General features: G+C 54.8%; 26 protein-coding genes and 1 tRNA gene. 7 read left to right on the top strand and 20 right to left on the bottom strand.

The annotated features are described in order from the left end of the window. Positions 1-27 precede the first annotated feature (27 nt). Together alsB and alsR are read right to left on the bottom strand one after the other, a co-directional pair. Entirely contained in the window at positions 28-963 is a 936-nt protein-coding gene (gene alsB, locus ABLU87_RS14225) for a D-allose transporter substrate-binding protein (protein WP_009652711.1), read from the bottom strand. Between the two features lie 59 nt (positions 964-1,022). Then, positions 1,023-1,910: a D-allose utilization transcriptional regulator AlsR gene (gene alsR / locus ABLU87_RS14220; protein ID WP_004097852.1), complete on the bottom strand. Its 888-nt coding sequence runs from the start codon at positions 1,908-1,910 to the stop codon at positions 1,023-1,025. Between the two features lie 363 nt (positions 1,911-2,273). On the opposite strand from alsR, the gene rpiB reads away from it, so the two are divergent. Both rpiB and yjdP read left to right on the top strand, forming a co-directional pair. Continuing rightward, complete coding sequence (gene rpiB, locus ABLU87_RS14215; RefSeq protein WP_032747528.1) at positions 2,274-2,723, top strand: bifunctional allose-6-phosphate isomerase/ribose-5-phosphate isomerase RpiB; 450 nt, start codon at positions 2,274-2,276, stop codon at positions 2,721-2,723. A gap of 69 nt (positions 2,724-2,792) precedes the next feature. Next, a complete protein-coding gene (yjdP, locus tag ABLU87_RS14210) occupies positions 2,793-3,125 on the top strand; it encodes a DDRRRQL repeat protein YjdP (protein ID WP_014837157.1) in 333 nt (110 codons plus the stop codon). Between the two features lie 33 nt (positions 3,126-3,158). Here the strand turns inward: yjdP and phnP are convergent, their stop codons facing one another. The 12 genes from phnP to ABLU87_RS14150 form a co-directional block, all read right to left on the bottom strand. Continuing rightward, positions 3,159-3,917, bottom strand: coding sequence for a phosphonate metabolism protein PhnP (phnP, locus tag ABLU87_RS14205; protein WP_049083646.1), 759 nt, complete (start codon positions 3,915-3,917; stop codon positions 3,159-3,161). Positions 3,918-3,932: 15 nt separating this feature from the next. Continuing rightward, on the bottom strand, positions 3,933-4,496 hold the full coding sequence (gene phnN / locus ABLU87_RS14200) for a ribose 1,5-bisphosphokinase (RefSeq protein ID WP_122117089.1): 564 nt from the start codon (positions 4,494-4,496) through the stop codon (positions 3,933-3,935). Next, positions 4,496-5,632 (bottom strand): alpha-D-ribose 1-methylphosphonate 5-triphosphate diphosphatase, encoded by a 1,137-nt coding sequence (gene phnM / locus ABLU87_RS14195; protein ID WP_048262049.1) that lies wholly within the window; start codon positions 5,630-5,632, stop codon positions 4,496-4,498. Before phnM ends, phnN begins: the two co-directional genes overlap by 1 nt. Continuing rightward, the gene (gene phnL / locus ABLU87_RS14190) at positions 5,629-6,315 is read right to left on the bottom strand and encodes a phosphonate C-P lyase system protein PhnL (RefSeq protein WP_122117090.1); all 687 of its coding nucleotides are present in this window, start codon (positions 6,313-6,315) and stop codon (positions 5,629-5,631) included. The genes phnM and phnL overlap by 4 nt, the downstream gene beginning before the upstream one ends. 197 nt (positions 6,316-6,512) lie before the next feature. Then, positions 6,513-7,271: a phosphonate C-P lyase system protein PhnK gene (gene phnK / locus ABLU87_RS14185; protein WP_004097860.1), complete on the bottom strand. Its 759-nt coding sequence runs from the start codon at positions 7,269-7,271 to the stop codon at positions 6,513-6,515. Further along, entirely contained in the window at positions 7,268-8,116 is an 849-nt protein-coding gene (locus tag ABLU87_RS14180) for an alpha-D-ribose 1-methylphosphonate 5-phosphate C-P-lyase PhnJ (protein ID WP_004097861.1), read from the bottom strand. The genes phnK and ABLU87_RS14180 overlap by 4 nt, the downstream gene beginning before the upstream one ends. Then, positions 8,109-9,173, bottom strand: coding sequence for a carbon-phosphorus lyase complex subunit PhnI (locus ABLU87_RS14175; RefSeq protein WP_122117091.1), 1,065 nt, complete (start codon positions 9,171-9,173; stop codon positions 8,109-8,111). Before ABLU87_RS14175 ends, ABLU87_RS14180 begins: the two co-directional genes overlap by 8 nt. Then, on the bottom strand, positions 9,173-9,757 hold the full coding sequence (gene phnH / locus ABLU87_RS14170) for a phosphonate C-P lyase system protein PhnH (protein WP_004097865.1): 585 nt from the start codon (positions 9,755-9,757) through the stop codon (positions 9,173-9,175). Before phnH ends, ABLU87_RS14175 begins: the two co-directional genes overlap by 1 nt. Next, positions 9,754-10,206 (bottom strand): phosphonate C-P lyase system protein PhnG, encoded by a 453-nt coding sequence (gene phnG / locus ABLU87_RS14165; RefSeq protein ID WP_004097867.1) that lies wholly within the window; start codon positions 10,204-10,206, stop codon positions 9,754-9,756. Before phnG ends, phnH begins: the two co-directional genes overlap by 4 nt. Continuing rightward, positions 10,207-10,932, bottom strand: coding sequence for a phosphonate metabolism transcriptional regulator PhnF (gene phnF, locus ABLU87_RS14160; RefSeq protein ID WP_122117092.1), 726 nt, complete (start codon positions 10,930-10,932; stop codon positions 10,207-10,209). A 217-nt stretch (positions 10,933-11,149) separates the two neighbouring features. Continuing rightward, positions 11,150-11,584: a VOC family metalloprotein YjdN gene (gene yjdN / locus ABLU87_RS14155; RefSeq protein WP_004097869.1), complete on the bottom strand. Its 435-nt coding sequence runs from the start codon at positions 11,582-11,584 to the stop codon at positions 11,150-11,152. A 136-nt stretch (positions 11,585-11,720) separates the two neighbouring features. Further along, complete coding sequence (locus tag ABLU87_RS14150; protein WP_004097870.1) at positions 11,721-12,056, bottom strand: zinc ribbon domain-containing protein YjdM; 336 nt, start codon at positions 12,054-12,056, stop codon at positions 11,721-11,723. A 540-nt stretch (positions 12,057-12,596) separates the two neighbouring features. On the opposite strand from ABLU87_RS14150, the gene proP reads away from it, so the two are divergent. Further along, positions 12,597-14,099 (top strand): glycine betaine/L-proline transporter ProP, encoded by a 1,503-nt coding sequence (proP, locus tag ABLU87_RS14145; protein ID WP_048262038.1) that lies wholly within the window; start codon positions 12,597-12,599, stop codon positions 14,097-14,099. 146 nt (positions 14,100-14,245) lie between these two features. Here the strand turns inward: proP and cbpM are convergent, their stop codons facing one another. The 3 genes from cbpM to ABLU87_RS14130 form a co-directional block, all read right to left on the bottom strand. Continuing rightward, positions 14,246-14,551: a chaperone modulator CbpM gene (cbpM, locus tag ABLU87_RS14140; RefSeq protein ID WP_004097873.1), complete on the bottom strand. Its 306-nt coding sequence runs from the start codon at positions 14,549-14,551 to the stop codon at positions 14,246-14,248. Next, entirely contained in the window at positions 14,551-15,471 is a 921-nt protein-coding gene (gene cbpA / locus ABLU87_RS14135) for a curved DNA-binding protein (RefSeq protein ID WP_064375657.1), read from the bottom strand. Before cbpA ends, cbpM begins: the two co-directional genes overlap by 1 nt. A 150-nt stretch (positions 15,472-15,621) precedes the next feature. After that, complete coding sequence (locus tag ABLU87_RS14130; RefSeq protein WP_122117093.1) at positions 15,622-16,302, bottom strand: TerC family protein; 681 nt, start codon at positions 16,300-16,302, stop codon at positions 15,622-15,624. A gap of 223 nt (positions 16,303-16,525) precedes the next feature. On the opposite strand from ABLU87_RS14130, the gene ABLU87_RS14125 reads away from it, so the two are divergent. Continuing rightward, positions 16,526-17,308 carry a DsbA family protein gene (locus tag ABLU87_RS14125; RefSeq protein WP_025107666.1) on the top strand — a complete coding sequence of 261 codons (783 nt, stop codon included), beginning with the start codon at positions 16,526-16,528 and terminating at the stop codon, positions 17,306-17,308. Positions 17,309-17,341: 33 nt separating this feature from the next. On the opposite strand, the gene ABLU87_RS14120 is transcribed toward ABLU87_RS14125, so the two are convergent. Beyond that, positions 17,342-17,938: a TetR/AcrR family transcriptional regulator gene (locus ABLU87_RS14120; protein ID WP_025107665.1), complete on the bottom strand. Its 597-nt coding sequence runs from the start codon at positions 17,936-17,938 to the stop codon at positions 17,342-17,344. A gap of 115 nt (positions 17,939-18,053) precedes the next feature. On the opposite strand from ABLU87_RS14120, the gene ABLU87_RS14115 reads away from it, so the two are divergent. Continuing rightward, positions 18,054-18,641, top strand: coding sequence for an NAD(P)H-dependent oxidoreductase (locus ABLU87_RS14115; RefSeq protein WP_048262036.1), 588 nt, complete (start codon positions 18,054-18,056; stop codon positions 18,639-18,641). Between the two features lie 255 nt (positions 18,642-18,896). Continuing rightward, positions 18,897-19,532 carry a hypothetical protein gene (locus ABLU87_RS14110; RefSeq protein WP_223852518.1) on the top strand — a complete coding sequence of 212 codons (636 nt, stop codon included), beginning with the start codon at positions 18,897-18,899 and terminating at the stop codon, positions 19,530-19,532. A 35-nt stretch (positions 19,533-19,567) separates the two neighbouring features. On the opposite strand, the gene ABLU87_RS14105 is transcribed toward ABLU87_RS14110, so the two are convergent. Next, the gene (locus ABLU87_RS14105; RefSeq protein WP_004097886.1) at positions 19,568-20,377 is read right to left on the bottom strand and encodes a polysaccharide pyruvyl transferase family protein; all 810 of its coding nucleotides are present in this window, start codon (positions 20,375-20,377) and stop codon (positions 19,568-19,570) included. Between the two features lie 99 nt (positions 20,378-20,476). Between ABLU87_RS14105 and ABLU87_RS14100 the strand changes: the two genes are divergently transcribed. Further along, a complete protein-coding gene (locus tag ABLU87_RS14100) occupies positions 20,477-22,699 on the top strand; it encodes a glycosyltransferase (RefSeq protein ID WP_122117094.1) in 2,223 nt (740 codons plus the stop codon). A gap of 359 nt (positions 22,700-23,058) precedes the next feature. On the opposite strand, the gene ABLU87_RS14095 is transcribed toward ABLU87_RS14100, so the two are convergent. Next, positions 23,059-23,134, bottom strand: a tRNA-Phe gene (locus tag ABLU87_RS14095). Between the last annotated feature and the right edge of the window lie 64 nt (positions 23,135-23,198).

Here is a 23,198-nt window from a genome sequence, read left to right as displayed (position 1 = left end):
TCCCAAAGAAAGAGGGGATTTACAAACCTATTTCGTCACCAGAATGGAATCCACCAGCGTAAACTGCGGGGCTTTATCCAGCGGGATGACTTTGCCGCTCTTCTCGGCGTCGACCATCAGCTTAAGACCCGTAGCGCCAATATCCGCCGGGTTCTGCGCAATAGTGGCGGTCATTTGCCCGGCTTCGACCATTTTGCGCGCTTCCGGAATACCGTCGGTACCCACCACCAGCACCTTGCCGGTTTTGCCGGCGTTCGCGACGGCCTGGGCGACGCCCATTGCCATGGTGTCGTTGGCACAGTAAATCGCTTTAACGTTCGGGTTACGCTGCAGCACGTTCGTGGCGACGTCCAGCGCTTTGATGCGGTCCCAGTCGGCAGGCTGGCTGGCCACTAGCTTGATCTGGCTCGCTTTTTTGAAGGCGTCGGTGGCGCCGCTGCGGCGGGCCTCACCGGAGGCGTTACCGGCTTTGCCTTCGATAATAGCGACTTCGCCGCCTTCAGCACCCAGTTTGTCGATGATAAATTCCGCGCCTTTTGCCCCGACCGCCACGTTATCGGTGGTGACAAAACCTTCTACGTTGCCGCCGGCTTTCTTCAGGTTATCCATATCGATTTTTTCATCGAGGTTGACCAGAAAGATGCCCTTTTTCCACGCTTTGGCCACCGGCATGACCAGGTTTACCGAGGAGAGCGGCGCAAAGGCGATACCTTTGTAGTTTTTGTTGCTCAGGTCTTCAAACAGCTGCAGCTGTGACTGAAAATCCCCTTCGGAAGGCGAGGCAAAAATATCGACGCTTACGCCCAGCGTTTTGGCTTCGTCCTCAATACCCTTTTTCATATCCACCCAAAATGGATTGGATAAGGTTTTTAATACCACAGCATAATCGGCGGCGGCAAAGGCGCTGGTGGATAACATTACGCCCATGAGCGTGCCGCTGAAAAGTTTCAGATATTTATTCATGGCAGTATTCTCAGTGTAGGATACAGTTATATTGATCCCACCAGTGTGGGATCGGTTTTTTATTTAAGCGCGCCGGGTGAAAAGAAATTAACAATCGCGCCAGTTTTTTGCATATTTAAATTCGCTTGCTCAATGTTGAGCTGTGCAACGGAAACAAAAAACGCATCTAATAATGTGAGTTGTAATATACGCGCTGAGGCGTTACGCCCTAATAAAGGCGTCTCTGGTGCTGGCGAACAAATAATAAAATCAGCTAACTTGGCAATCGGCGAATGATAGCTATGGGTGATACAGATAATTTTCGCCCCGTTCTTTTTCGCCAGCTCCACCGCTGATTTGATATCGCTGGTGCGCCCGGAGTGCGAGACCACCAGCACGACATCGCCTTCCTTCAGCAGCGAGGCGGACATCATCATGATATGCGCGTCCGGGTAGGCCTGGCAGCGTACGCCGATGCGTAAAAACTTATGCTGCACGTCGGCGCAGATGGCGTTGGAGCCGCCCGCGCCGTACAGGTCGCGCTGGTTGGCTTGGGCAAAAAAGCGCGCCGCGCGGTGAATTTCGTCAACGTTCACGATCGACTGGCCTTCCATAATGGTGCGCAGGGTGATGTTGAACACCTTATTCACCACATCCTGCGGCGCATCATCAAAGGAGAGTTCGGTCGGTAACACCTGTTCAGACTGCGAAAAGTAGGCCTCCAGCGCGCTGCGCAGGTTACGAAAACCGCTAAACCCCAGCAGCTTAGAAACCTTAACGATCATGGCTTCTGATACCGACAGCGCTTCCGCGACGTCCTTGATTGCCGGCGCATCGCTGAGATTGCCGGGGGTAAGCAACCATTCGACGATACGGCTCTCGTTTTCGGTCATCCCTTCCTGCTTCATGCGAAGCCAGGGGGCAAGGCCGATGCCGTTAGGGAGCGAACTGGATTCTGTCTGACTCATCGCTTTCTCATTGTCCATAAAATGAAGACGACACTATATCACCACAGGCGAAACAAAAAAGATACTACCAACTTCACAAAATTATACTTTTTATAAAGTTATGTTTATCGTGAAGTTTTGTTAATGTTGATTTTATCTTAATTTCTTATGAATTCATTATAAATCAGTGAATTACTGTTTTTTTCAGTTCTTTTTTTGCAAGGTGAAAATCAGGTTAAATAACGCTTTCGTCTTGATTTGTAAAATTTGCCCGTGTAGAAAGGAGCCTGACGATGCTGTTTTCAGCGTTTCCTGGGGCATTTTTAGGCGTTTAAATCACAACGCCAGTCATCCTTGTAAAGTTAACAACAGGCGAGGCTAAGTATGAAAAGGATTGCATTTGGCTGCGATCACGTCGGGATTATCCTGAAAGACGATATTCTTGCGCATCTGCGCCAGCGCGGTATTGACGTCGTAGATAAAGGCGCATGGTCCACGGAACGTACCGACTATCCGCGCTATGCCAGCGCCGTCGCTCAGGCCATTGCCGCCGGCGAGGTCGACGGCGGGATCCTGATCTGCGGCACCGGCGTCGGAATCTCTATCGCCGCCAATAAGCACCCGGGTATTCGTGCGGTGGTGTGCAGCGAGCCCTACTCGGCGCAGCTTTCACGACAGCATAACAACACCAATATTCTGGCCTTTGGCGCGCGGGTGATCGGCCTTGAACTGGCGAAAATGATCGTCGATGCCTGGCTGGCTGCCGAATTTGAGGGCGGGCGACATCAGGGGCGAGTGGACGCCATCGGCGCGATTGAACAGCAGCGGATTTGAGATTCCTCCGCTACTCCCGGCGATAGCCCTTGATTAACGTAGAGCCAGCCCCCCGATGAGACTGGCTTTATGAAACGTTACTCTACCGCTTTGCTTATCTGCACCTTGTCCCTCGCCGGCCAGCTGGCGCACGCCGATATGATTGATGACGCGATCGGCAATATTCAGCAGGCCATTAATGATGCTTATCATCCGGGCGATAGCCGGTCTGACGATGATGACTATGATGATGGGCGCTATCAGGACAGCCGCCAGCAGAGCGCCGATCGCCAGCGGCAGTATGACGACCGGCGGCGACAGCTTGAGGATCGCCGACGCGAACTTGACGAGCGCCAGCGCCAGCTTGATCGGGACCGCCGTCAGTTGGAAAGCGACCAGCGCAGGCTGGATGATGATTATTGATGCGGCACGACCCGCGGCTTTCGCCGCGCCCGCTTAATCCAGCGCTATCTCCATGCCGTCAAATCCCGCTTCAAATCCCGCTGGTAGAGCATTTTCCATCATCCACGTATCGAAGCGGTGGCTGATATGGGTGAGGATCACCCGCGGGCAGCCGATGATCTGGTTAATGGCCCGCACGGTGTTCAGGTCGCAGTGGTTGCGCGGCGGCTGCGGGCGCGGCTCGTGGCTACAGTCGATAATGATAAGCTGCGGCTGGTTATTCAGCAGGAACTTCAGCGTTTTCTCCGGCAGCGCGGCGGTGTCGGATAGCCAGGCGACCCGGCTGTGGGCCGACTCCAGCAGATAGCCAAACGTGAGCCTTGAGTGGTTCAGCGGCAGCGGCGTAACGCGCAATCCCTGAAGTTCAAATCTTACAAAGGGTTCGACGGTATGGCTGAAATCCAGCAGGCCCGGATGCTTAAACAGATCATCGCAGCCCTGTTCATCCGGGGGGCCGTATACCGCAATAGGTTTGCCCACGCCCCAGCGCAGCGGGAACAGGCCTTGAACGTGATCCATATGATAATGGGTGAGCAGAAACTGCTGAAAGCTGCCGGCGGGCCACTGCGTCATCAGGTCCGGTAGCCCGGCATCGAGCAGGGTCACCGCGTTGTTGAATTTGACGACCGCGCTACAGGGACGGCGACGATGCGCTTCGTCGACGCGGGCGCGGCGGCAGGCGGGGCAATCGCAGCCGAAAACCGGTACCAGCTGCGCGCCGCCGGTGCCGGTTAAGCGGATAGTCAGGCTCATCTCTTCTCCTCGCGTTCAGGCAGGCTGCTGTTCGCGCCGGTTGCCGTGAATACGAATCAGCGAAACCAGGGCATCCACCGACTGGCTAAGTCGGCCATCGTTATTCAGCATCAGACACTCATTCGGCGTATAGCGCGCCGCGCGCGCCAGGCGCTGGGCGATTTCCGTCTCGTTCTCCCGTCCGCGCTGCTCCAGGCGCTGTCGCAGCACCGCCGGAGAAACCTGCAGACAGATGGGCAGCAGCGCGTCGGCATAGCGCGCCTGCGCCTGCGGCAGATGGGCGCGTGAACCGTTAGCGACCACGTCGAACCCGGCGTGCAGCCACAGGTCAATCTCGATGCCAATGCCATAGTAATTGTTGTTAGCATGCCAGCTAAGAGCAAACAGATGCTGTTCGGCGCGGGTAAAAAACTCATGCTCGCTGAGGGCGATATGGTTTTCACAGCCCGCGTTGTGTGGACGGGTTATGTAGCGGTGCGCCACCAGCAGCTGCGGATGCTCCCGCTGGCGCAGCGCCGCCAGCAGGCTGTCTTTGCCGGAGCCGGAGGGGCCGACCAGCCAAATCAGTTTCCCTGTCATCAGAAGACCCTCTTGCCTTGCCGCCAGACGTGATCAATATGGATATGCTCGCCGTGACGGCGCGCCAGCACCAGGTCCGCCCGCTTACCTTCGGCAATCGCCCCGCGGTCGTGCAGCCCCAGCGCCTGGGCCGGGTTTTTGCTCACCAGACGAATGGCCTGCGCGAGGGTAAAGGCGTTGCCCTCGTCGTCGGCGATGCGAAAAGCGGCATCCAGCAGGCTGGCGGGATAATAGTCGGAGGAGAGAATGTCCAGCAGGCCGCTGGCCGCCAGATGGTGGGCGGCGACGTTCCCCGAGTGCGAGCCGCCGCGTACGATATTCGGCGCGCCCATCAGAATGTTCATCCCGTGCTGGCGCGACGCCTGCGCTGCGGCGATCGTGGTGGGAAATTCGGCGATGACGCTGCCAAGCTGGCGCGATTCGAGCACATGTTCGCAGGTGGCGTCATCGTGGCTGGCCAGCGCGATATTTCGCTCGCGACAGATGGCGGCGATGCGCTGCCGGTTAGGCTGAGACCAGGCCGCCGCCAGCGCCATCTGCTCCTCTTCGAATTTGTCCATCTCTTCGTTGGTCAGGTGATATTTGCCCTGATAGTAGTCGCGGTATTTGCTGCGGTCGGCATACTGGCGCTGGCCAGGGGAGTGATCCATCAGGGAGACCATGCTCACCGGCTCGCGGCCAACCAGCTTCTCAAACAGCGGCAGGGTGGTGTGATGCGGCAGTTCGCAGCGCAGATGCAGCCGATGTTCAGCGCGGTTGAGGCCGCGCTTCTGCGTCTCTTCCACGGCGTTGATCATTTTTTCGAGATTTTCCAGGCGATCGCCGCCGTCGCGCACATCGCCAATAGCCACGGCATCCAGCACGGTGGTGATGCCGCTGGCGACCATCAGCGCGTCGTGGCTGCTCATCGCCGAGTGGGCGGGCCAGTCCACTTTCGGTCGCGGGGTGAAAAACTTGTCCAGGTTGTCGGTATGCAGCTCGATAAGCCCCGGCAGCAGCCAGCCGCCCTCACCGTCGATGGCCTCCGCCAGTCGGCTCTGGCTTTCGGCAAAGGCCGAAATTCTGCCGTCCTGGACTTCCAGCGAGCCGTTAATCACCTCGTCTTCGAGGATCAGCTTTACATTATTGATAATCATGCTGAAATCCCCATCGGGTGCAGACGGTCGGCGACCTGGTTGCGCGTGGCCTCGTCGTGAAAAATACCGACGATCGCCGCGCCGCGGGCTTTGGCTTCATGGATCAGTTCCACCACCGCGGCGCTATTTTTGCCGTCCAGCGAGGCGGTGGGTTCGTCGAGAAGCAAAATCGGGTAGTCGACCGCGAAGCCGCGGGCGATGTTAACCCGCTGCTGTTCGCCGCCGGAAAAGGTCGAGGGGGCGAGGTGCCACAGGCGTTCGGGTACGTTCAGCCGCGTTAGCAGGCGGGCGGCTTTCGCGGCGCTCTCTTCGCGCGGGATGCCCAGTTCGAGCAGCGGCTGCATCACTACGTCGAGGGCGGAAATGCGCGGGATCACCCGCAGAAACTGGCTGACCCAGCCAATGGTGGTTTTGCGCACTTCCAGCACTTTACGCGGCGTGGCGGTGACCAGGTCCACCCATTCATCGCCGTGGCGAATATGAATGTGGCCGCTATCGGGGAGATAGTTGGCGTACAGCGAACGCAGCAGGGTCGATTTTCCGCTACCGGAATGGCCGTGCAGCACCACGCATTCACCGGCAGTCACGGTCAGCGAGGCGTCGGCGAGTACCGGCAGACGGACGCCGTGCTGCTGGTGCAGAACAAAGGTTTTATGGATGTTTTCAACGCGGATGGCGTTCATTTTTAGCCTCATCGTGCCTGAATTTCCCCGGATCGCGGCGTGAACGCCTTATCCGGGCTACCTGATGCATTAACTCACGAAGCGCGACCGGGGAGTCCCGGAGGCGGCGCGTTGCGCCTGTCCGGGCTACCGGCTCGCAGACGGCCCGGGATCCGTAGCCCCGGTAAGCGCAGCGCCACCGGGGAGTGGACATTCACTCAGTTCTGCAACACCGACGACACCAGCAGCTGGGTATAGGGGTGATGGGGATCGTCGAGCACCCGGTCGGTTAAGCCGCTTTCGACTACCTGGCCCTGCTTCATCACCAGCAGACGGTTAGCCAGCAGGCGGGCGACGCCGAGGTCGTGGGTCACAATCACCACCGCCAGGTTCAGCTCGACGACCAGGCCGCGCAGCAGATCGAGCAGTCGCGCCTGCACCGATACGTCCAGCCCGCCGGTGGGCTCATCCATAAACACCAGCCTCGGCTGCGTCACCAGATTGCGGGCGATTTGCAGGCGCTGCTGCATCCCGCCGGAAAAGGTGGTGGGCAGGTCGTCAATGCGCGAAGGCGGGATCTCCACCTCCTGCAGCCACTGTCCGGCGGTGGCGCGAATATTGCCGTAGTGACGGGACCCGGTGGCCATCAGGCGTTCGCCGATATTGCCGCCGGCCGAGACCTGGCGGCGCAGGCCGTCCATCGGATGCTGATGCACCACGCCCCATTCGGTGCGCAGCAGACGTCGGCGATCCGCTTCGCTCATGGCGTATAGCGAGCGCTGTTGATACAGCACTTCTCCCTGCTGCGGGGCCAGGCGGGCGGAGATCGCTTTCAGCAGCGTGGTTTTTCCGGAGCCGGATTCGCCGACGATACCCAGCACCTCCCCCGGCCACAGCTCGAACGAGACGTCGCTGAAGCCTTTGCCCGGCGCGTAGAGGTGGGTCAGGTTGTTCACCGCCAGTAACGGATGACTCATTTTTTCTGCTCCTCGCTCTGTTGGCGGCAATAGTCGGTATCGGAGCAGACAAACATCCGTTTGCCGCTGTCGTCGAGCACCACTTCATCAAGATAGCTATGGCGAGATCCGCAGATGGCGCAGGGTTCATCCCACTCCTGAACGGTAAACGGATGATCGTCGAAATCGAGGCTCTCAACCGGGGTATACGGCGGTACCGCGTAGATGCGTTTTTCGCGTCCGGCGCCGAACAGCTGTAGCGCAGGCATCATATGCATCTTCGGATTATCGAATTTTGGAATCGGCGACGGATCCATCACGTAGCGGCCGTTGACCTTCACCGGGTAGGCGTAGGTGGTGGCGATATGGCCGAAGCGGGCAATATCTTCGTACAGCTTCACCTGCATCACGCCGTACTCCTCCAGCGCGTGCATGGTGCGGGTTTCGGTTTCGCGCGGCTCGATAAAGCGCAGCGGCTCCGGGATCGGCACCTGGAAGATCAGGATCTGATCGTCAGTCAGCGGCGTTTCCGGGATCCGGTGGCGGGTCTGGATCAGCGTGGCGTCTTCGGTGCGCTCGGTGGTCGCGACGCCGGTCACGCGTTTGAAAAACTGACGAATCGATACCGCGTTGGTGGTGTCGTCGGCGCCCTGATCGATCACCTTCAGCACGTCATTTTCCCCGATGACGCTGGCGGTAAGCTGGATACCGCCGGTTCCCCAGCCGTAGGGCATCGGCATCTCGCGACCGCCGAAGGGCACCTGGTAGCCGGGGATGGCCACCGCTTTCAGGATGGCGCGGCGGATCATGCGTTTGGTTTGCTCGTCGAGATAAGCAAAGTTATAGCCGGTCAGTGCGTTAGCCACGTTGATTCTCCCGTTGCAGGCGTTTAAGCAGCGCCAGTTCGGCCTGGAAATCGACATAGTGGGGAAGTTTAAGGTGTGAAACGAAACCGGCGGCCTCGACGTTATCGGCATGGGCCAGCACAAACTCTTCATCCTGGGCAGGGCCCGCCACCTCTTCGCCGTACTCCGGCGCCTGGAGCGCGCGGTCAACCAGCGCCACCGCCATCGCTTTGCGCTCGCTCATGCCGAACGTCAGGCCGTAGCCGCGGGTAAAGTGCGGCGGCTCATCCTGAGGGTCGACAAAGCCGTTGACCATCTCGCATTCGGTCATCAGCAGTTCGCCGATAGTGACGGTGAAGCCCAGCTCTTCGGGTGCGATCTCCACCGCGACGTAGCCGCTGCGAATTTCACCGGCAAACGGATGGTTGCGTCCGTAGCCGCGCTGGGTGGAGTAGGCTAGCGCCAGCAGGTAGCCCTCGTCGCCGCGCACCAGCTGCTGCAGGCGGGAAGAGCGCGAACAGGGATAAACCGGCGGATGGCGGGTGATATCGTCGGGCTGCGCGTCGGTATCCCGCTCCGCTTTCGCCAGCCCCTGCTGGACGAGCAGATTAAAGACGTGCGGCGTCGCTTCCTGCGGTGCGCTATCGGTCGCCAGCGGCGGCGTTTCGCCGTTGGCCAGCAGGGTAAAATCGAGCAGACGGTGGGTGTAATCGTAGGTCGGGCCGAGCATCTGGCCGCCGGGGATATCTTTATAGACCGCCGAGATACGGCGCTCAAGGCGCATACCGGCGGTGTCGACGGGCTCGCTGACCGCCAGCCTTTGCAGGGTGGTGCGATAAGCGCGCAGCAGAAAAATCGCTTCGACGCTGTCGCCGCTGGCCTGCTTCAGCGCCAGCGCCGCCAGCTCCCGGTCGGCGATGCCGCCTTCGGTCATGACCCGGTCCACCGCCAGATTAAGCTGTTGGCTAATCTGATCAACGCTGATTTCAGGAAGCCGTCCCTCGCCTCGGCGTTTCTGTTCCTGTAGGGCGTGAGCGGCGACGATCGCCTTCTCGCCGCCTTTGACGGCTACGTACATTAGCAGACCTCGACGTGAGTGGTGCGCGGAATCGCCAGCAGGCGTTCGCCGCAGGTGAGGATCAGATCGATTCCCAGCGGGAACGGATGCGGACGCTCGGTCAATTCTTCAATAATGCATTCCGGCAGCTGCGGGGCGATCATCCGCTCTTCGGCGATCCCCGCGCCGGTCAGCCGCAGCATCCGGCCGCCGCTCAGGCTGGCAAGCTGAACCACCAGCGTGACGCCGGTTTCCGGGGCGACGACGGTACCGGCGGAAAGCACGTTCAGCTGCTCGGCGCTGATGCTGTCGCTGGCGACGGCGAAGGTCGCCTGCTGCGGCTGCTCAACCAGCGGCGCGCCGGTATGGAAGCGCAGATTCTGGCCGACAAGATCGTTATGCAGCGCGGGAGCGAGCCAGACCGGCGTATCGTGATCCACCAGCGTCAGCAGCAGGCTGGTGGAGGCGACGTTCAGCGGCTGCCAGCCGTGCTGAAGCTGCTGCAGGGAGACAATCACTCCCGGCTCGCTCATCGCCTTCAGCAGGCGGCGGAAACTGTGCTGGGCATCCTGCACAGCCAGGGTAAAGGCGGGTTGTAATGTCATGCGTTATCTCCGCGAACCAGAGTAAAGAAGTCGACCCGGCTGGCGTTGACTTCGGCGCGTCGGGCTTCAATGCGCGCGCTGCGTTGTTCTTCCAGCGGGGTTATCAGGGTTTCCATCAGGGTGTGAAAATGGTGTGGCGACTGCATCAGGGCATCAATGGCCGCGCAGCGTTCAGCGTGCGGGCGGTCGCGGCCCAGAATCCAGCTATAGCCGAGGGTGCCGTCGGCCAGGCGAATAGCTGCGCGGGTTAAGGTGGCGTCTCCGGCGAAGAATCGGTCGCCGATGCCGCCCATACGCGCCTGCAGCTGCACCAGCCCGGTCTCCGGGGCGCGAATCAGCTCATACTGCGGCGCGAGCTGCAGCGTCTGCATCCGCGCCGCCAGTTCTTGTGGTTCACTGTGGGCCAGCACGGACATCCAGCGCTGGCGGGTTGCGGTATCAAAGTGCATTCAGTGCTCCATGGTGAATTCAATCATGTCGGCGCGGGTCAGGCTGACGGAGTACTCCGTCGCGATCTGCTCGCCCTGGCGATGATTCAGGGTGCGCACGCACAGCAGCGGCGCCATGTTGGGAATGCCGAGAATATTGCTCTCTTTGGCCTGCGCGCGGCGGGCGCTGATTTTGGTGCGCACGCGGGTCAGTTCGATATCCAGCCGATCGCGCAGCAGGTCATGGAGAGAGCCGTGGGTAAAGGTTTGCAGAACCGGCCACAGCTGCAGGTCGGTAAAGTAGTGATCGATCAGACACAGGGCGACGCCGTTCACGCGGCGCAGGGTGCGCAGGTGAATGACGTTATCGCCTTCACTGATAGCAAACGCCTCGGCAACGTGGCTGCTGGCCGGACGCACCACCGACAGCAGCTTCTCGCTGGTCGGGTGGCTGCCCTGTTCGAGAAGATTCTGGCTAAAGCGGGCCTGGGAGTTGAGCGGATAATCTATCGGGCGCATCAGCACCAGCACGCCGACGCCCTGACGGCGCTGGACCCAGCCGCGTTCGACGAGCTGATCGATGGCCCGGCGCAGGGTGTGGCGGTTAACCTCAAAGCGGGACGCCAGCTGCTGCTCGGCGGGCAGATAGTCGCCGCAGTGGTAATGATGGCGAAGTTCTTGCTCCAGTTTGGCGGCAATTTCCTGATATCGCGTTGGATAACTGGTCGGATGTCTGGATAGGTACATGTCAATCGAGCCTCACTAAGGACAAGGAAGTATTTCCCTTTGAGCGTGGGCCGATCCTGACGGTTTTTTGTTACATTTCGGTTAACTCATGATGACCGGGGGATGAAGAGTTGATGCCGGTGGAATGACAGGGTAAGGGGGAGTGAATGCACAGATGCCCTCACTCCGCCCTCTCTCCCTTTCGGGGGGAGCACAGGGTGAGGGGAAAAGGCCAGCGTTAAGGCTCTTTCACCACGTTGACCATCCACGGGACGCCAAAGCGGTCGATAACTTTACCGAAGCCGTGCGCCCAGAAGGTTTCCTGCCAGGCCATCTCAATCTGCCCGCCGTCGGCGAGGCCGTCAAACCAGCGTTTACCCTCAATAACATCCTGCGAGTCCAGCACGACGGTAAATCCGGCGTAGCGCTCCATGTTGCTGGAGGGGCTGTCGCTGAGCATCAGGATACTATCGGCAATGCGCAGGCTGGCGTGCGCGATACCGTCGGCAGCCAGATGCTGGCCGGAAGGGCAGCCATCTTCGGCGTCCTGCGTATTCTGCGGCATTTCACCCCAGGTGATTTTGTGGATGAGCTCCGCGCCCAGCGCCTGCTGGTAGAAAGCGATGGCGGCAGCGCAGTTGCCGCTAAAAGCGATATAGGGACTTAAGGGCATAACCATTACCTCAGGTAACGAATATTCCATTAAGCGTAGAAGGGGATTGCAGAATTAAGCCAGGCGGCAGCGAGGGATTCCGGGAGGCCACGGGAAAATATATTTCCCCCCGACAACGGGCGTCGGGGGAATAAAATCAGTTCTTTTTAACAAATTCGGATTTTAGCTTCATCGGGCCAAAACCATCTATTTTACAGTCAATATTATGATCGCCTTCAACCAGGCGGATATTCTTCACTTTAGTGCCGATTTTTAGCATCGAAGAGCTGCCTTTAACCTTCAGATCTTTTACCACGGTGACGCTGTCGCCGTCGGCGAGTAAATTACCGTTGGCGTCTTTGACCACCAGCGCGTCGTTATCGTCCGCAGGCTCGGCATTGTTCCATTCGTGGGCGCATTCCGGGCAGATAAACATGCCGCCGTCTTCATAAGTGTATTCAGAATGGCATTTTGGGCAGTGTGGCAGTTGCATGACGTTCCTCGCGATTACTGGGTAAAACAGGACGTTGGTCCTTTAAATGGCGGCTGATAGCCGAAAGTAATGCTGATTATAGCGCAATCCCGCACTTTTGTCGGGCCTTTTTTATGACTTATCGCAGCGGAGAAAGAGGATATATATCGTGAGGCCTGGCGGGCTTATTTTCATAAAAAGCGCAGGATATTTCCGGAAATGTATCGCTAAGTTCCAATATTCATTGAACTTATTGCTTTTGGATGACTCTGTTTAAGGGTAGGTAAATTTTTGTGAAGTTGATCCCAAATTTAAACGCTGTTAGGGTAAAAAGGCGAGAACGCAAATTCACTACACTTATTAGCGGTACCGCTTATTTCATTATGGCCAGAGCAGGCGTCAACAGGTTCGGTTGTACGGACTGTCAGCAGACAGTGCAGGCAAACCTGCTACGCTTGAAATGTGGAGCACAGCAATTCGCCGCTCCCAACGCATGACGCGAATGACCTTGTCATTCGGCGGAGATTCGTGCGCTCAAGGCGAGAGCAAAAGAGGATAATTATGCTTAAAAGGAAAAAAGTAAAACCCATCACGCTTCGGGATGTGACCATCATTGATGATAGCAAACTGAAGAAAGCGATTACCGCAGCGTCGCTGGGTAACGCGATGGAATGGTTCGATTTTGGGGTATATGGTTTTGTTGCATATGCGCTTGGTAAGGTCTTTTTCCCCGATGCCAACCCCAGCGTGCAGATGATTGCCGCGCTCGGTACTTTCTCGGTTCCCTTCTTAATTCGTCCATTAGGCGGCCTGTTCTTCGGGATGCTGGGCGATAAATACGGTCGACAAAAGATTCTGGCGATAACCATCGTTATCATGTCGATAAGTACATTCTGTATCGGCCTTATTCCGTCGTATGCCACGATTGGTATCTGGGCGCCGATCCTGCTGCTGCTGTGTAAAATGGCGCAGGGCTTCTCGGTGGGCGGCGAATATACCGGTGCCTCTATCTTTGTTGCAGAGTACTCGCCTGACCGTAAACGCGGCTTTATGGGCAGCTGGCTGGACTTCGGTTCGATAGCCGGTTTTGTCATGGGCGCGGGCGTAGTCGTGCTGATTTCCAGCGTGGTGGGCGAAGAGAACTTCCTCGACTGGGGCTGGCGTATTCCGTTCTTCCTGGCGCTGCCGTTAGGGATTATCGGTCTTTATCTGCGTCATGCGCTGGAAGAGACGCCGGCGTTCCAGCAGCACGTTGATAAAATGGAGCAGGGCGACCGCGAGGGCCTGCAGGATGGGCCGAAAGTCTCTTTCAAAGAGATTGCGACCAAACACTGGCGTAGCCTGCTGACCTGTATCGGTCTGGTGATTTCCACCAACGTGACCTACTACATGTTGCTGACCTACATGCCGAGCTACCTGTCGCATAACCTGCACTATTCTGAAGACCACGGGGTGCTGATCATCATCGCCATCATGGTCGGGATGCTGTTCGTTCAGCCGGTTATCGGTATGCTCAGCGACCGTTTTGGCCGTCGTCCGTTCATCCTGATTGGTAGCGTGGCGCTGTTCGCGCTGTCGATTCCGGCCTTTATCATGATTAACAGTAACGTCCTTGGCCTGATTTTCGCCGGTCTGCTGTTGCTGGCGGTGGTGCTGAACTGCTTTATCGGGGTGATGGCCTCGTCGCTGCCGGCGATGTTCCCGACTCACATCCGCTTTAGCGCCCTGGCCAGCGCCTTTAACATCTCGGTGCTGATTGCCGGTCTGACGCCGACTCTGGCGGCGTGGCTGGTGGAAAGCACGCAGAACCTGATGATGCCGGCTTACTATCTGATGGTGGTGGCGTTGATTGGTCTGATTACCGGCCTGTCGATGAAAGAGACCGCCAATCGTCCGCTGAAAGGGGCGACGCCAGCGGCTTCGGATATTCAGGAAGCGAAAGAAATTCTCGGCGAGCACTACGATAACATCGAACATAAAATCGAAGATATCGATCAGGAAATCGCCGACCTGCAGGAAAAACGTTCTCGTCTGGTGCAGCAGCATCCGCGCATCAACGACTAAATCGTTTTGCTGGTAACTCATGCCGCCGCGGGCTTCCCCCGGCGGCATTTTTTATGTCCTGAGCGGCTACGGGCTTGAGGTCATTCGCGGACCGCCCGGGCCCGGTGAGGACCGGGCGGTGCCACAGGAAGAGAGCGGGCTACGGCTTAGCTATGGGTCAGAAAGCGCGCCAGCCGCTGCTGCAGAATTTGATTTTCGCGGCTCAGGCGCGCGTTCTCGTCCAGCAGCGTTAAGGCCACAGCGATGCCCGGCCAGTCCAGCTCCAGCTCTTTTCGCAGGCGTACGGCGCGGTGAACGATGGTCACCGCGCTATCGTCAAACAGCCAGTTTTCCCGCTGCGGCTGGCGCGGCTCGATCATGCCGAGGCCGACAATCTCGTTAAGCTCCTCTTCGGAAAGGCCGGTGTGGAGACAAAACTCGGTAATCGTGAACGTCACTGTTATCTTAGCCATCAGGCTTTCCCCCATGTCTTACGCGGCTCGAAGCTGGATTGTGCATCCGCCAGCTGCTGCCAGAGCTCACGGCTCTTCTCCTCTGGTTTTGGCGGCATGACGATTTTGATCACCGCATACAGGTCGCCGGTGGTGGTTTTGCTGGTCAGCCCTTTGCCCTTCACCCGCAGCCGCTGACCGGCCTGGCTGCCCGGCGGAATGGTCAGCAGGATGCTCTCTTTCAGCGTCGGGATAGTGACCCTGGTGCCTAGCGCTGCTTCCCACGGCGCCAGCGGCAGGACGATTTCAAGGTTGTGTCCGACGATATCAAACAGCGGATGCGGGGCGATATGAATCACCAGCCACAGGTCGCCGTTAGGGCCGCCATTTTCGCCAGGGGTGCCCTGGCCTTTCAGGCGGATCCGCTGGCCGTCGACGACGCCCGCGGGAATTTTCACGTTCAGGGTTTTCGGCGTTTCGCTTTCGACCATGCCAAAGACGTTATAAACCGGCAGCTTATAGCTGATGGTGCGCGTCTGCTCGGCCAGGGTCTCCTCAAGGAATACCGCGACTTCTATCTCTAAGTCATGACCGCGGACGCCGTGCTGGCGGCGGCTATGGTGCGCCTGCTGGCCAAACATGGAGGAGAAGATGTCGTCGAAGTCCTGCTGGCTATAGCTCTGCTCGTGGGAATGCTGCTGCTGACGGCCAAACTGCGGATCGTTACGGTGCTGCCAGAGCTGGTCGTATTCGGCGCGGCGCTGGTCATCTTTAAGCACTTCCCAGGCTTCGGCGAGATCTTTGAATTTGGCTTCGGCATCGTTTTCTTTGCTGACATCGGGGTGGTATTTACGTGCCAGACGGCGATAGGCGGTCTTAATGGTTTTCAGATCGTCCGTTGGCTGAACCCCTAAAATGGCATAATAATCCTTTAATTCCATGGTTTTATCTCATTTATGCGCAATATTATGGTTACAGATCCCTGGATCAGGTGTCTTTACTAAGCGTAGGGCAAATGAGGGCGGATGTGGGGGAAAAATGGCGCAAACTTGACGCCGTCGGGATTGACGGCGGCCAAGCGTGAACGCCAGCTATTCGCTGGAGCGCCGGCGGTTTCTGCGCAACCCTTCCAGCAGCACAAGGGCGGCGCCAATGGCTCCGCCCATCACGGGGAGCGCGGCGGGCGCGTTGGGGAACAGATGAACGATGGTCACATCGGTCACCATCATGGAACCGGCTGTCCAGCCGATGAGCGCCCCGCCCAGCATCACCACGGACGGGAAGCGGTTGAGGATAGCCAGCACCAGCTTGCTGCCGAGGACGATAATCGGAATGCTGATCAATACGCCCAGCGCGACCAGCAGCAGATGGCCTTTTCCGGCGGCGGCCACCGCCAGCACGTTATCCAGCGACATTATGACATCGGCAACGGTAATGGTGACCGCGGTACGCCACAGGCTGCTGGAGCTGCTGACATCATTCTCTTCTTCCTGATTGGTCACCAGCTTGATGCCAATCCACAGTAGCATCAGCGCGCCGACCACTTTAAGCCACGGCAATGAGAGTAAATAGATCGCGATAGCTAAAAGCAGCACGCGCGCCGCTATTGCGCCGACGGTGCCGATGATAATCGCTTTGGTACGCTGCTGAGGCGGCAGTTTACGGCAGGCCATCGCGATCACCACCGCGTTGTCGCCACCCAATAACAGATCGATAGCAATAATTTGCAGCAGAATAACCGCCACGTCCCACTGACTGAAAAACGCATTCATACCCAACTCATCGAACCAAAAAAGAGAACCTACAGAAAAACGCAGGGGCGAAGCGTACTCTCGTTAGGGCACTCTGGCCACCTTACCGAGAGACCGCGCGCAGCGAGTGATTGAAAAATATCGTTACCAATCATTGCATGGTCCGGCAATGATTCGCAGGCAAAGGATGATATTTTGTTCGTAGAAATACATCTGCCGTTCACCTATCGCAAGGACTAACTACATGCCCGGCCATAAGAATTTACTCACATTTGCCTTTATCGGCGCTACCCTGTTTCCGCTTATGGCGACCGCTGCTGATGCGCCGACTTTTACGCCTGAACAAGAGGCCCGTATTGGCAAAATCGCCGCGGATTACTTAGTCGCGCATCCGGAAGTGCTGCTGCAGGCCAGCCAGAAGCTACAGCAAATTCAGCAACAGCAGCAGGCCAGCGCCGCGACCCAGGCGGTACTGAAGAATGCGGCTGCGCTGACCCAGGATAAAAATACGCCAACCTACGGCCCGAAAGAGGGCAAAGTCACCGTCATTGAATTCTTTGATTATCAGTGCGTTTACTGCAGTCGTCTGGCGCCGGTAATGGAGCAGGTGATTAAAGAGCACCCGCAGACCCGCTTTGCCTTTAAAGAGTGGCCGATTTTTGGCAGCCGTTGGGAAACCTCGCTTGAAGCGGCCAAAACCGGCCTGCAGATTTATCAGCAGAAGGGCGCAGAGGCTTATCTGACCTACCATAACGGGATCTATTCCACCGGACATAACGAAGGCAAGCTGACGGCTGCCGACATCCAGCAGCAGGCGAAGAAAGTGAATTTCGACGCGAAGAAAGCGGCGGACGTTGAGCCGGTACTGGAAAGCACCAATCAGCTGGCGCAGGAAATTGGCCTGAGCGGGACGCCGGGCGTTATCGTGATGCCGACTACCGGCGCCACGGAAGCGACGATCACCGTATTCCCGGGGCTGGCGGATAAAGCCTCGCTGGATGCGGCGATCAAGAAAGCGGGCGGCTGATAATCAACGCGTCCGCCGGACGGCGGGCGCGATTTAGCGATGACAGCAGCGCTGCAGCATCGACATAATCACCTGAAAGAGCTCATCTTTAGCCTGCTGCTCCGTGATGACGCCGTTCACTACCGCGGCCGATAGCCCGTCGGCGGAGCCGAGCATGGCGAGAATGGCCGCCTCGCTGAGATTCTCACTCTCGCAAAGCGGCGAAAAATAGTCCCGACATTTTCCGGTAAAGGCGGCGATGCACTCTTGTTTGATCTTCTCCAGCTCTGGCGTCCCGGCCAGCGCGGCCATGACGCTGGGCATCTCGCGCCCCTGAAGCAGCACGCACTCGATATAGGCGTTGGCGATCGCCGAGGCCAGCTTCTCCGCATTCGGTTCGGTATTGCGCAGTATCTCATCCATTCGCGCCGTCTGGCGTTGGTCGTATTCGCGATAAAGCGTCGCGAAAAGCCCTGAACGGCTGTCAAAGTGATCGTAAACCACGGGTTTAGTCACGCCCGCCTGCGTCGCCAGATAACCCAACGTCAGAGCATCGGTCCCTTCTTGCCGAATAATATGCCAGGCGACATCAATCAGCTGCTTGCGCCGCTCTTCTCGCGTTAAACGCTGACGTACGAGTGGTTCAGACATGGAAACATTCTCCCGTTGACATATTAATATACTAAAGGTAACTTACTAATGGTAGGTTACTGTTGGTATATAAGACTACGTCCAATATCGTTATAGCGCAACTGGGGTATCCGTCATGCATGCATTAATCGTGGTTTCTCATCCTCTCAAGACGTCGCTGACTCACAGCGTAGCAACGGCGATTGCGCAAGGAATTGCCGAATCCGCCTCGCAGCATACGGCTGACATAGCGGATTTAACGCAGGAAGGCTTTAACCCGGTATTTGCCGAGCCGGATATCGCCGCATTTCTGCAAACCGGCGACACGCCGCCCGACGTGATGGCCGAGCAGGCCAGAATTGATAACGCCGACGCGCTGGTGCTGGTTTTTCCCGTTTACTGGTGGTCGATGCCTGGGCTGTTAAAGGGCTGGGTTGACCGCGTGTTTTCAAACGGCTGGGCCTATGAGGAGACCGCCGACGGCGATGTCGTGAAGAAGCTGGGCCGCCTGCGGGTGCATCTGGTGGCATTAGGCGCAGCGAGTCAACAAACGTATGACAAGCACGGATTTACCGATGCTTTTAATGCGCAGATTGTCCACGGGATTTTTGATTACTGCGGGGCGACGGTAGCCAGTTCGCAGATGCTGCTGTTGCCGGACCTGAAAACGGCGGAGGCGCATCTGGAGGCGGGGCGCCAGCTGGGAAGAAAGATGTTTGCCTGAGGCTCGCTTCGCTCCCGAGCCTGGGTTTCCGCCGGGCGGCTTTATCCGGGCCCGGCCTGAAAAAAATATATTATCAATGGGTTATATGCGTCATATCGGGACAGAACGCGCGATAATCTCACGAGGGGGCGTCATGCTAATATGCCATGTTTTCACCGCGTTATGTTGCCCTGCGCGGACGGCATCTGACGACATTTTTGGTGTTAGCCAGAGGTACCTTATTGTATAATCCTCCGGTTCCCCTTCTGGAAAACAATGATGAATAAATTACAGCGTTTCGAAAGTCTCGGTGATAATTGTGAGTTTGCTTTCTTTCTCAGAGAGTCAGGTTATGATGAAGGCAGCTTGTTTCGTTGGACTTTAATAAAAAACTATCATGCTCTTCTAAAACTAATAGAATCTGATTTTGCTGGTTTGTATGTCTATGAAAACCTGACCCCATCCTGGCAGGATATGGTGCTTGATCAGCAGTATGATATTTGTTTTCATACTGAAATGTATAGCGATAATAAAAATGATGGCTGGGTCTGGCGTTATTCTGAACAGGAAAATGATCTTATTTATAAAAAAGAAGTAGAGAAGATTAATTACCTGATAAGCAAATTTAAGAAAAGCCTTGTTGATGACAATAAAATTTTTGTCGTAAAAAGCAATGGCAATAATCTTGATGATATAGTATTCGCTTTAGCAAAAGAGTTTAAGAAGCACGGTAACAGTAAAATACTTTACGTGAAAAGTAACGTGGAAAGTTCAGCTCCAGGTGAAATCAAGAAAGTGACTGATAATCTTTTTATTGGCGCAATCGATAGATTTGCCGACTATAGCCGGGCAAATGAATACTCGCGTGAAGGCTGGCAGGCAATAATTGATAATGCTGTAAAGGTTATGTGAATTTTTTTGCAGCGTATTAATATACGCTGCATTTTTTAGCTGGTAGTAATAAAGCACGTTTTTGGGTAATGATTTAACAGCGAGTAATTATAAACGGCTTCATTCTTGTAGTATGAGTTAGGGTAGAAATTGACTTCTTTTCCCAGCAGGGAGGCTAAAATTGCCACGTGAAGTCTATCGGTATTTACAACTTTATACTCTTCAAGAAAGTTGATCATGCAGCGGGTAGAGTTTCGTGCCAGAAATTCATTATCCCAATAGTCGCCATTCCACGTGAGCGAAATATCATGATTGTTTTCTTTATGTTCTCCTGTCAGAGACTCTGAATCTGTTCTGAAACAGTTTGCCTGTTGTTTATAGGCAGGTTTAAGAGACAGGTACTGGCTAAGATCGAGATAAAATGCCATGTCATCAGCAATGAATACGTTCTTATTTGGCTCATAGCTGAGAGATTTTATATAATCGAAAGTGGTATTTTCTCGGCAAAAGACAACTAACTTATCTATATTATTAGTGAATAAATCGCTATACCCTCTGATGGTCGAAGGCATAATGATCGTTTTGTGAAATTTGTGAATATTACTTTGAATAAAATCGCGGCCCTCAGCGTACAGTCCTTCTATGAGGTTTCCTCCGCCACCAAAAATTAAAATATCAGTATCAGCGCTGTAGCGCTCATCGGCCCTGTAAGGAACATAGGTAAGCGCATTTCGTTCGAAAAAGTCGTACGTTGCCGATGCAATCACGCCATCACCCGCGTTACCGGGGTTTGCCTTATAGACAAATCGATGAGATGGATGATAGGATTTTAGAAATAAATCAAATTTTAACTCTGCACTGGTCATTTTTTATCCTGTTTAACAGAAGCTATTGATTGCTATCTTAATATTACTTCAACTCACTCATTATTATAGAAAAGTCTAGGTTACTAAGGAAAGATCACAATGAAAAAAGTTCTTATAATGACGCCGGACATAGAGGGGCCTGTCCGTAACGGCGGCATTGGTACTGCTTTCACTGCCCTTGCCACTACTTTGGCAAAAAAGGGTTATGATGTCGATGTATTGTATACATGTGGTGACTATTCGGAGTCTTCTGCATCAACTTTTAGCGATTGGTCACGTATTTATAGCACCTTTGGTATTAATCTGCTAAGTACCGGTCTGGTAAAAGAGATTAATATTGATGCGCCTTATTTTAGAAGAAAAAGTTACTCAATTCTGCTCTGGCTGAAAGAAAATAATGTCTACGACACTATTATTTCTTGTGAATGGCAGGCAGATCTGTATTACGCTTTATTAAGTAAAAAGAATGGCACTGATTTTGAGAATACAAAATTCATTGTCAATACTCATAGCTCAACATTATGGGCTGATGAAGGTAATTACCAGCTCCCATATGATCAGAATCATCTTGAACTCTATTATATGGAGAAAATGGTTGTTGAGATGGCTGATGAAGTCGTTAGTCCTTCTCAGTATTTAATTGACTGGATGTTGAGTAAACACTGGAACGTTCCTGAAGAACGCCACGTTATTTTAAATTGTGAGCCATTTCAAGGGTTTGAGACGAGAAGTGATGTTGTCGTAAAAACAAATGAAACACCCACTTCAGGCGTTGAGCTTGTATTTTTCGGCCGGCTTGAAACCCGTAAAGGGCTCGATATCTTCCTGCGCGCATTAAGAAAAATCTCTGACGAAGACAAAGAGACGATCTCTGGCGTGACCTTCCTCGGGAAGAATGTCACGCTGGGTAAAATTGATTCCTTTACCTATATCATGAACCAGACCAAAAATCTGGGTCTGGCAGTCAATATCATCAGCGATTACGATCGTACTAATGCTAATGAATATATAAAAAGAAAAAATGTATTAGTCATCATCCCATCGCTCGTTGAAAACTCCCCGTATACAGTTTATGAGTGTCTGGTTAATAACGTTAACTTCCTCGCCTCAAACGTCGGAGGAATTCCAGAACTGATTCCGCAAGAGCATCATGCTGAGGTTCTGTTTACCCCAACGCCGGTTGATTTGTACGGTAAAATCCACTATCGCTTAAAAAATATAAATATCAAGCCTGGGCTGGTTGAGTCACAGGAAAATATCCAGGCAGCGTGGTTTGCCGCTATTGAGCGAAAAGATAACTGCGTTTTCAAGAAAATAGATGAATCGAATCGCCCGTTAGTTAGCGTGTGTATCACTCATTTCGATCGTCACCATTTGCTCCAGCAGGCAATTGCCTCAATTAAAACGCAGACGTATCAAAATATTGAAGTCATTTTAGTTGATGATGGAAGTACAAAAGAAGAATCTCATCGTTATTTGAACCTTATCGAGAACGATTTTAACGCTCGAGGCTGGAAAATCATCCGTAGTTCTAATAACTACCTGGGCGCAGCGCGAAATTTGGCTGCGCGACACGCCTCCGGTGAATATCTGATGTTTATGGACGATGATAATGTCGCTAAACCTTTTGAGGTTGAGACATTTGTCACGGCAGCATTAAACTCCGGGGCCGATGTGTTAACCACCCCAAGCGATCTTATTTTTGGTGAAGAGTTCCCTTCTCCGTTCCGTAAAATGACGCACTGCTGGCTGCCGTTAGGCCCGGATTTAAATATCGCCAGCTTTAGCAACTGCTTTGGCGATGCTAATGCCCTTATTCGCAAAGACGCTTTCGACAATATCGGTGGTTTTACTGAAGATTATGGTTTAGGCCATGAAGATTGGGAGTTTTTTGCGAAAGTCTCCTTACAAGGCTATAAACTGCAGCTCGTTCCTGAACCGCTATTTTGGTACAGAGTAGCAAACTCCGGAATGTTGTTAAGCGGAAATAAGAGCAAAAATAACTATCGTAGTTTCCGTCCATTTATGGATGAAAATGTGAAATATAACTATGCGATGGGGTTGATTCCTGCTTATCTCGAAAAAATTCATGAGCTTGAGAGCGAGGTGAGCCGACTGCGTGGCATCAATGGCGGCCACTCTGTCAGCAATGAACTGCAGCTTTTAAATCATAAGATTGATGGTCTTATTTCCCAGCAAAGAGATGGCTGGGCCCATGACCGCTTTAATGCCCTTTATGAAGCCATTCATGTTCAGGGCGCCAACAGAGGCAGAAGTCTGGTTCGTCGGGTGGGGGGGAAAGTTAAATCCCTGTTGAAATAGCAGCGTCCGCGGAGCTCGAAAGGGCTCCGCAAAAAAGAGTTTTAATGAAGTTTAATTGTTCGACGCACTCAGCTCACCCCGGATACCAACTTCAGCTTATTCCGCGATTAGGCTGCTTTTGGATTAGCATCTATGGGAGGGCAGCCCCCTACGACGACAATCTCCAACGAAGTTTGCTCCTCATCTACCGTAATTGCGGAATTCCGGCTTTGCTGCATCGTCTGGTACGTCCCTAAGCGGGCCGACACGCCTTACGGAATTTAACGTTGTGAGGGGCCTAACTTCGGCAAATGCAGTTCGATGGAGAGTCCGGCCGCAGAAAAGCAAAAACCCAGCCATAGGCTGGGTTCTCTGAATAGTGGTGCCCGGACTCGGAATCGAACCAAGGACACGGGGATTTTCAATCCCCTGCTCTACCGACTGAGCTATCCGGGCAACGGGGCGCATTAAACCGTAATCCGTACGCGGCGTCAATCAAATTTCTCGATTTATCTACCGG

Source organism: Klebsiella sp. CB_Kp196 (assembly GCF_040061575.1).
Lineage (GTDB): Bacteria > Pseudomonadota > Gammaproteobacteria > Enterobacterales > Enterobacteriaceae > Klebsiella > Klebsiella michiganensis.
Note: the sequence above shows the minus strand (reverse complement) of the source record. Positions and strands in the feature narration are given on the sequence as shown.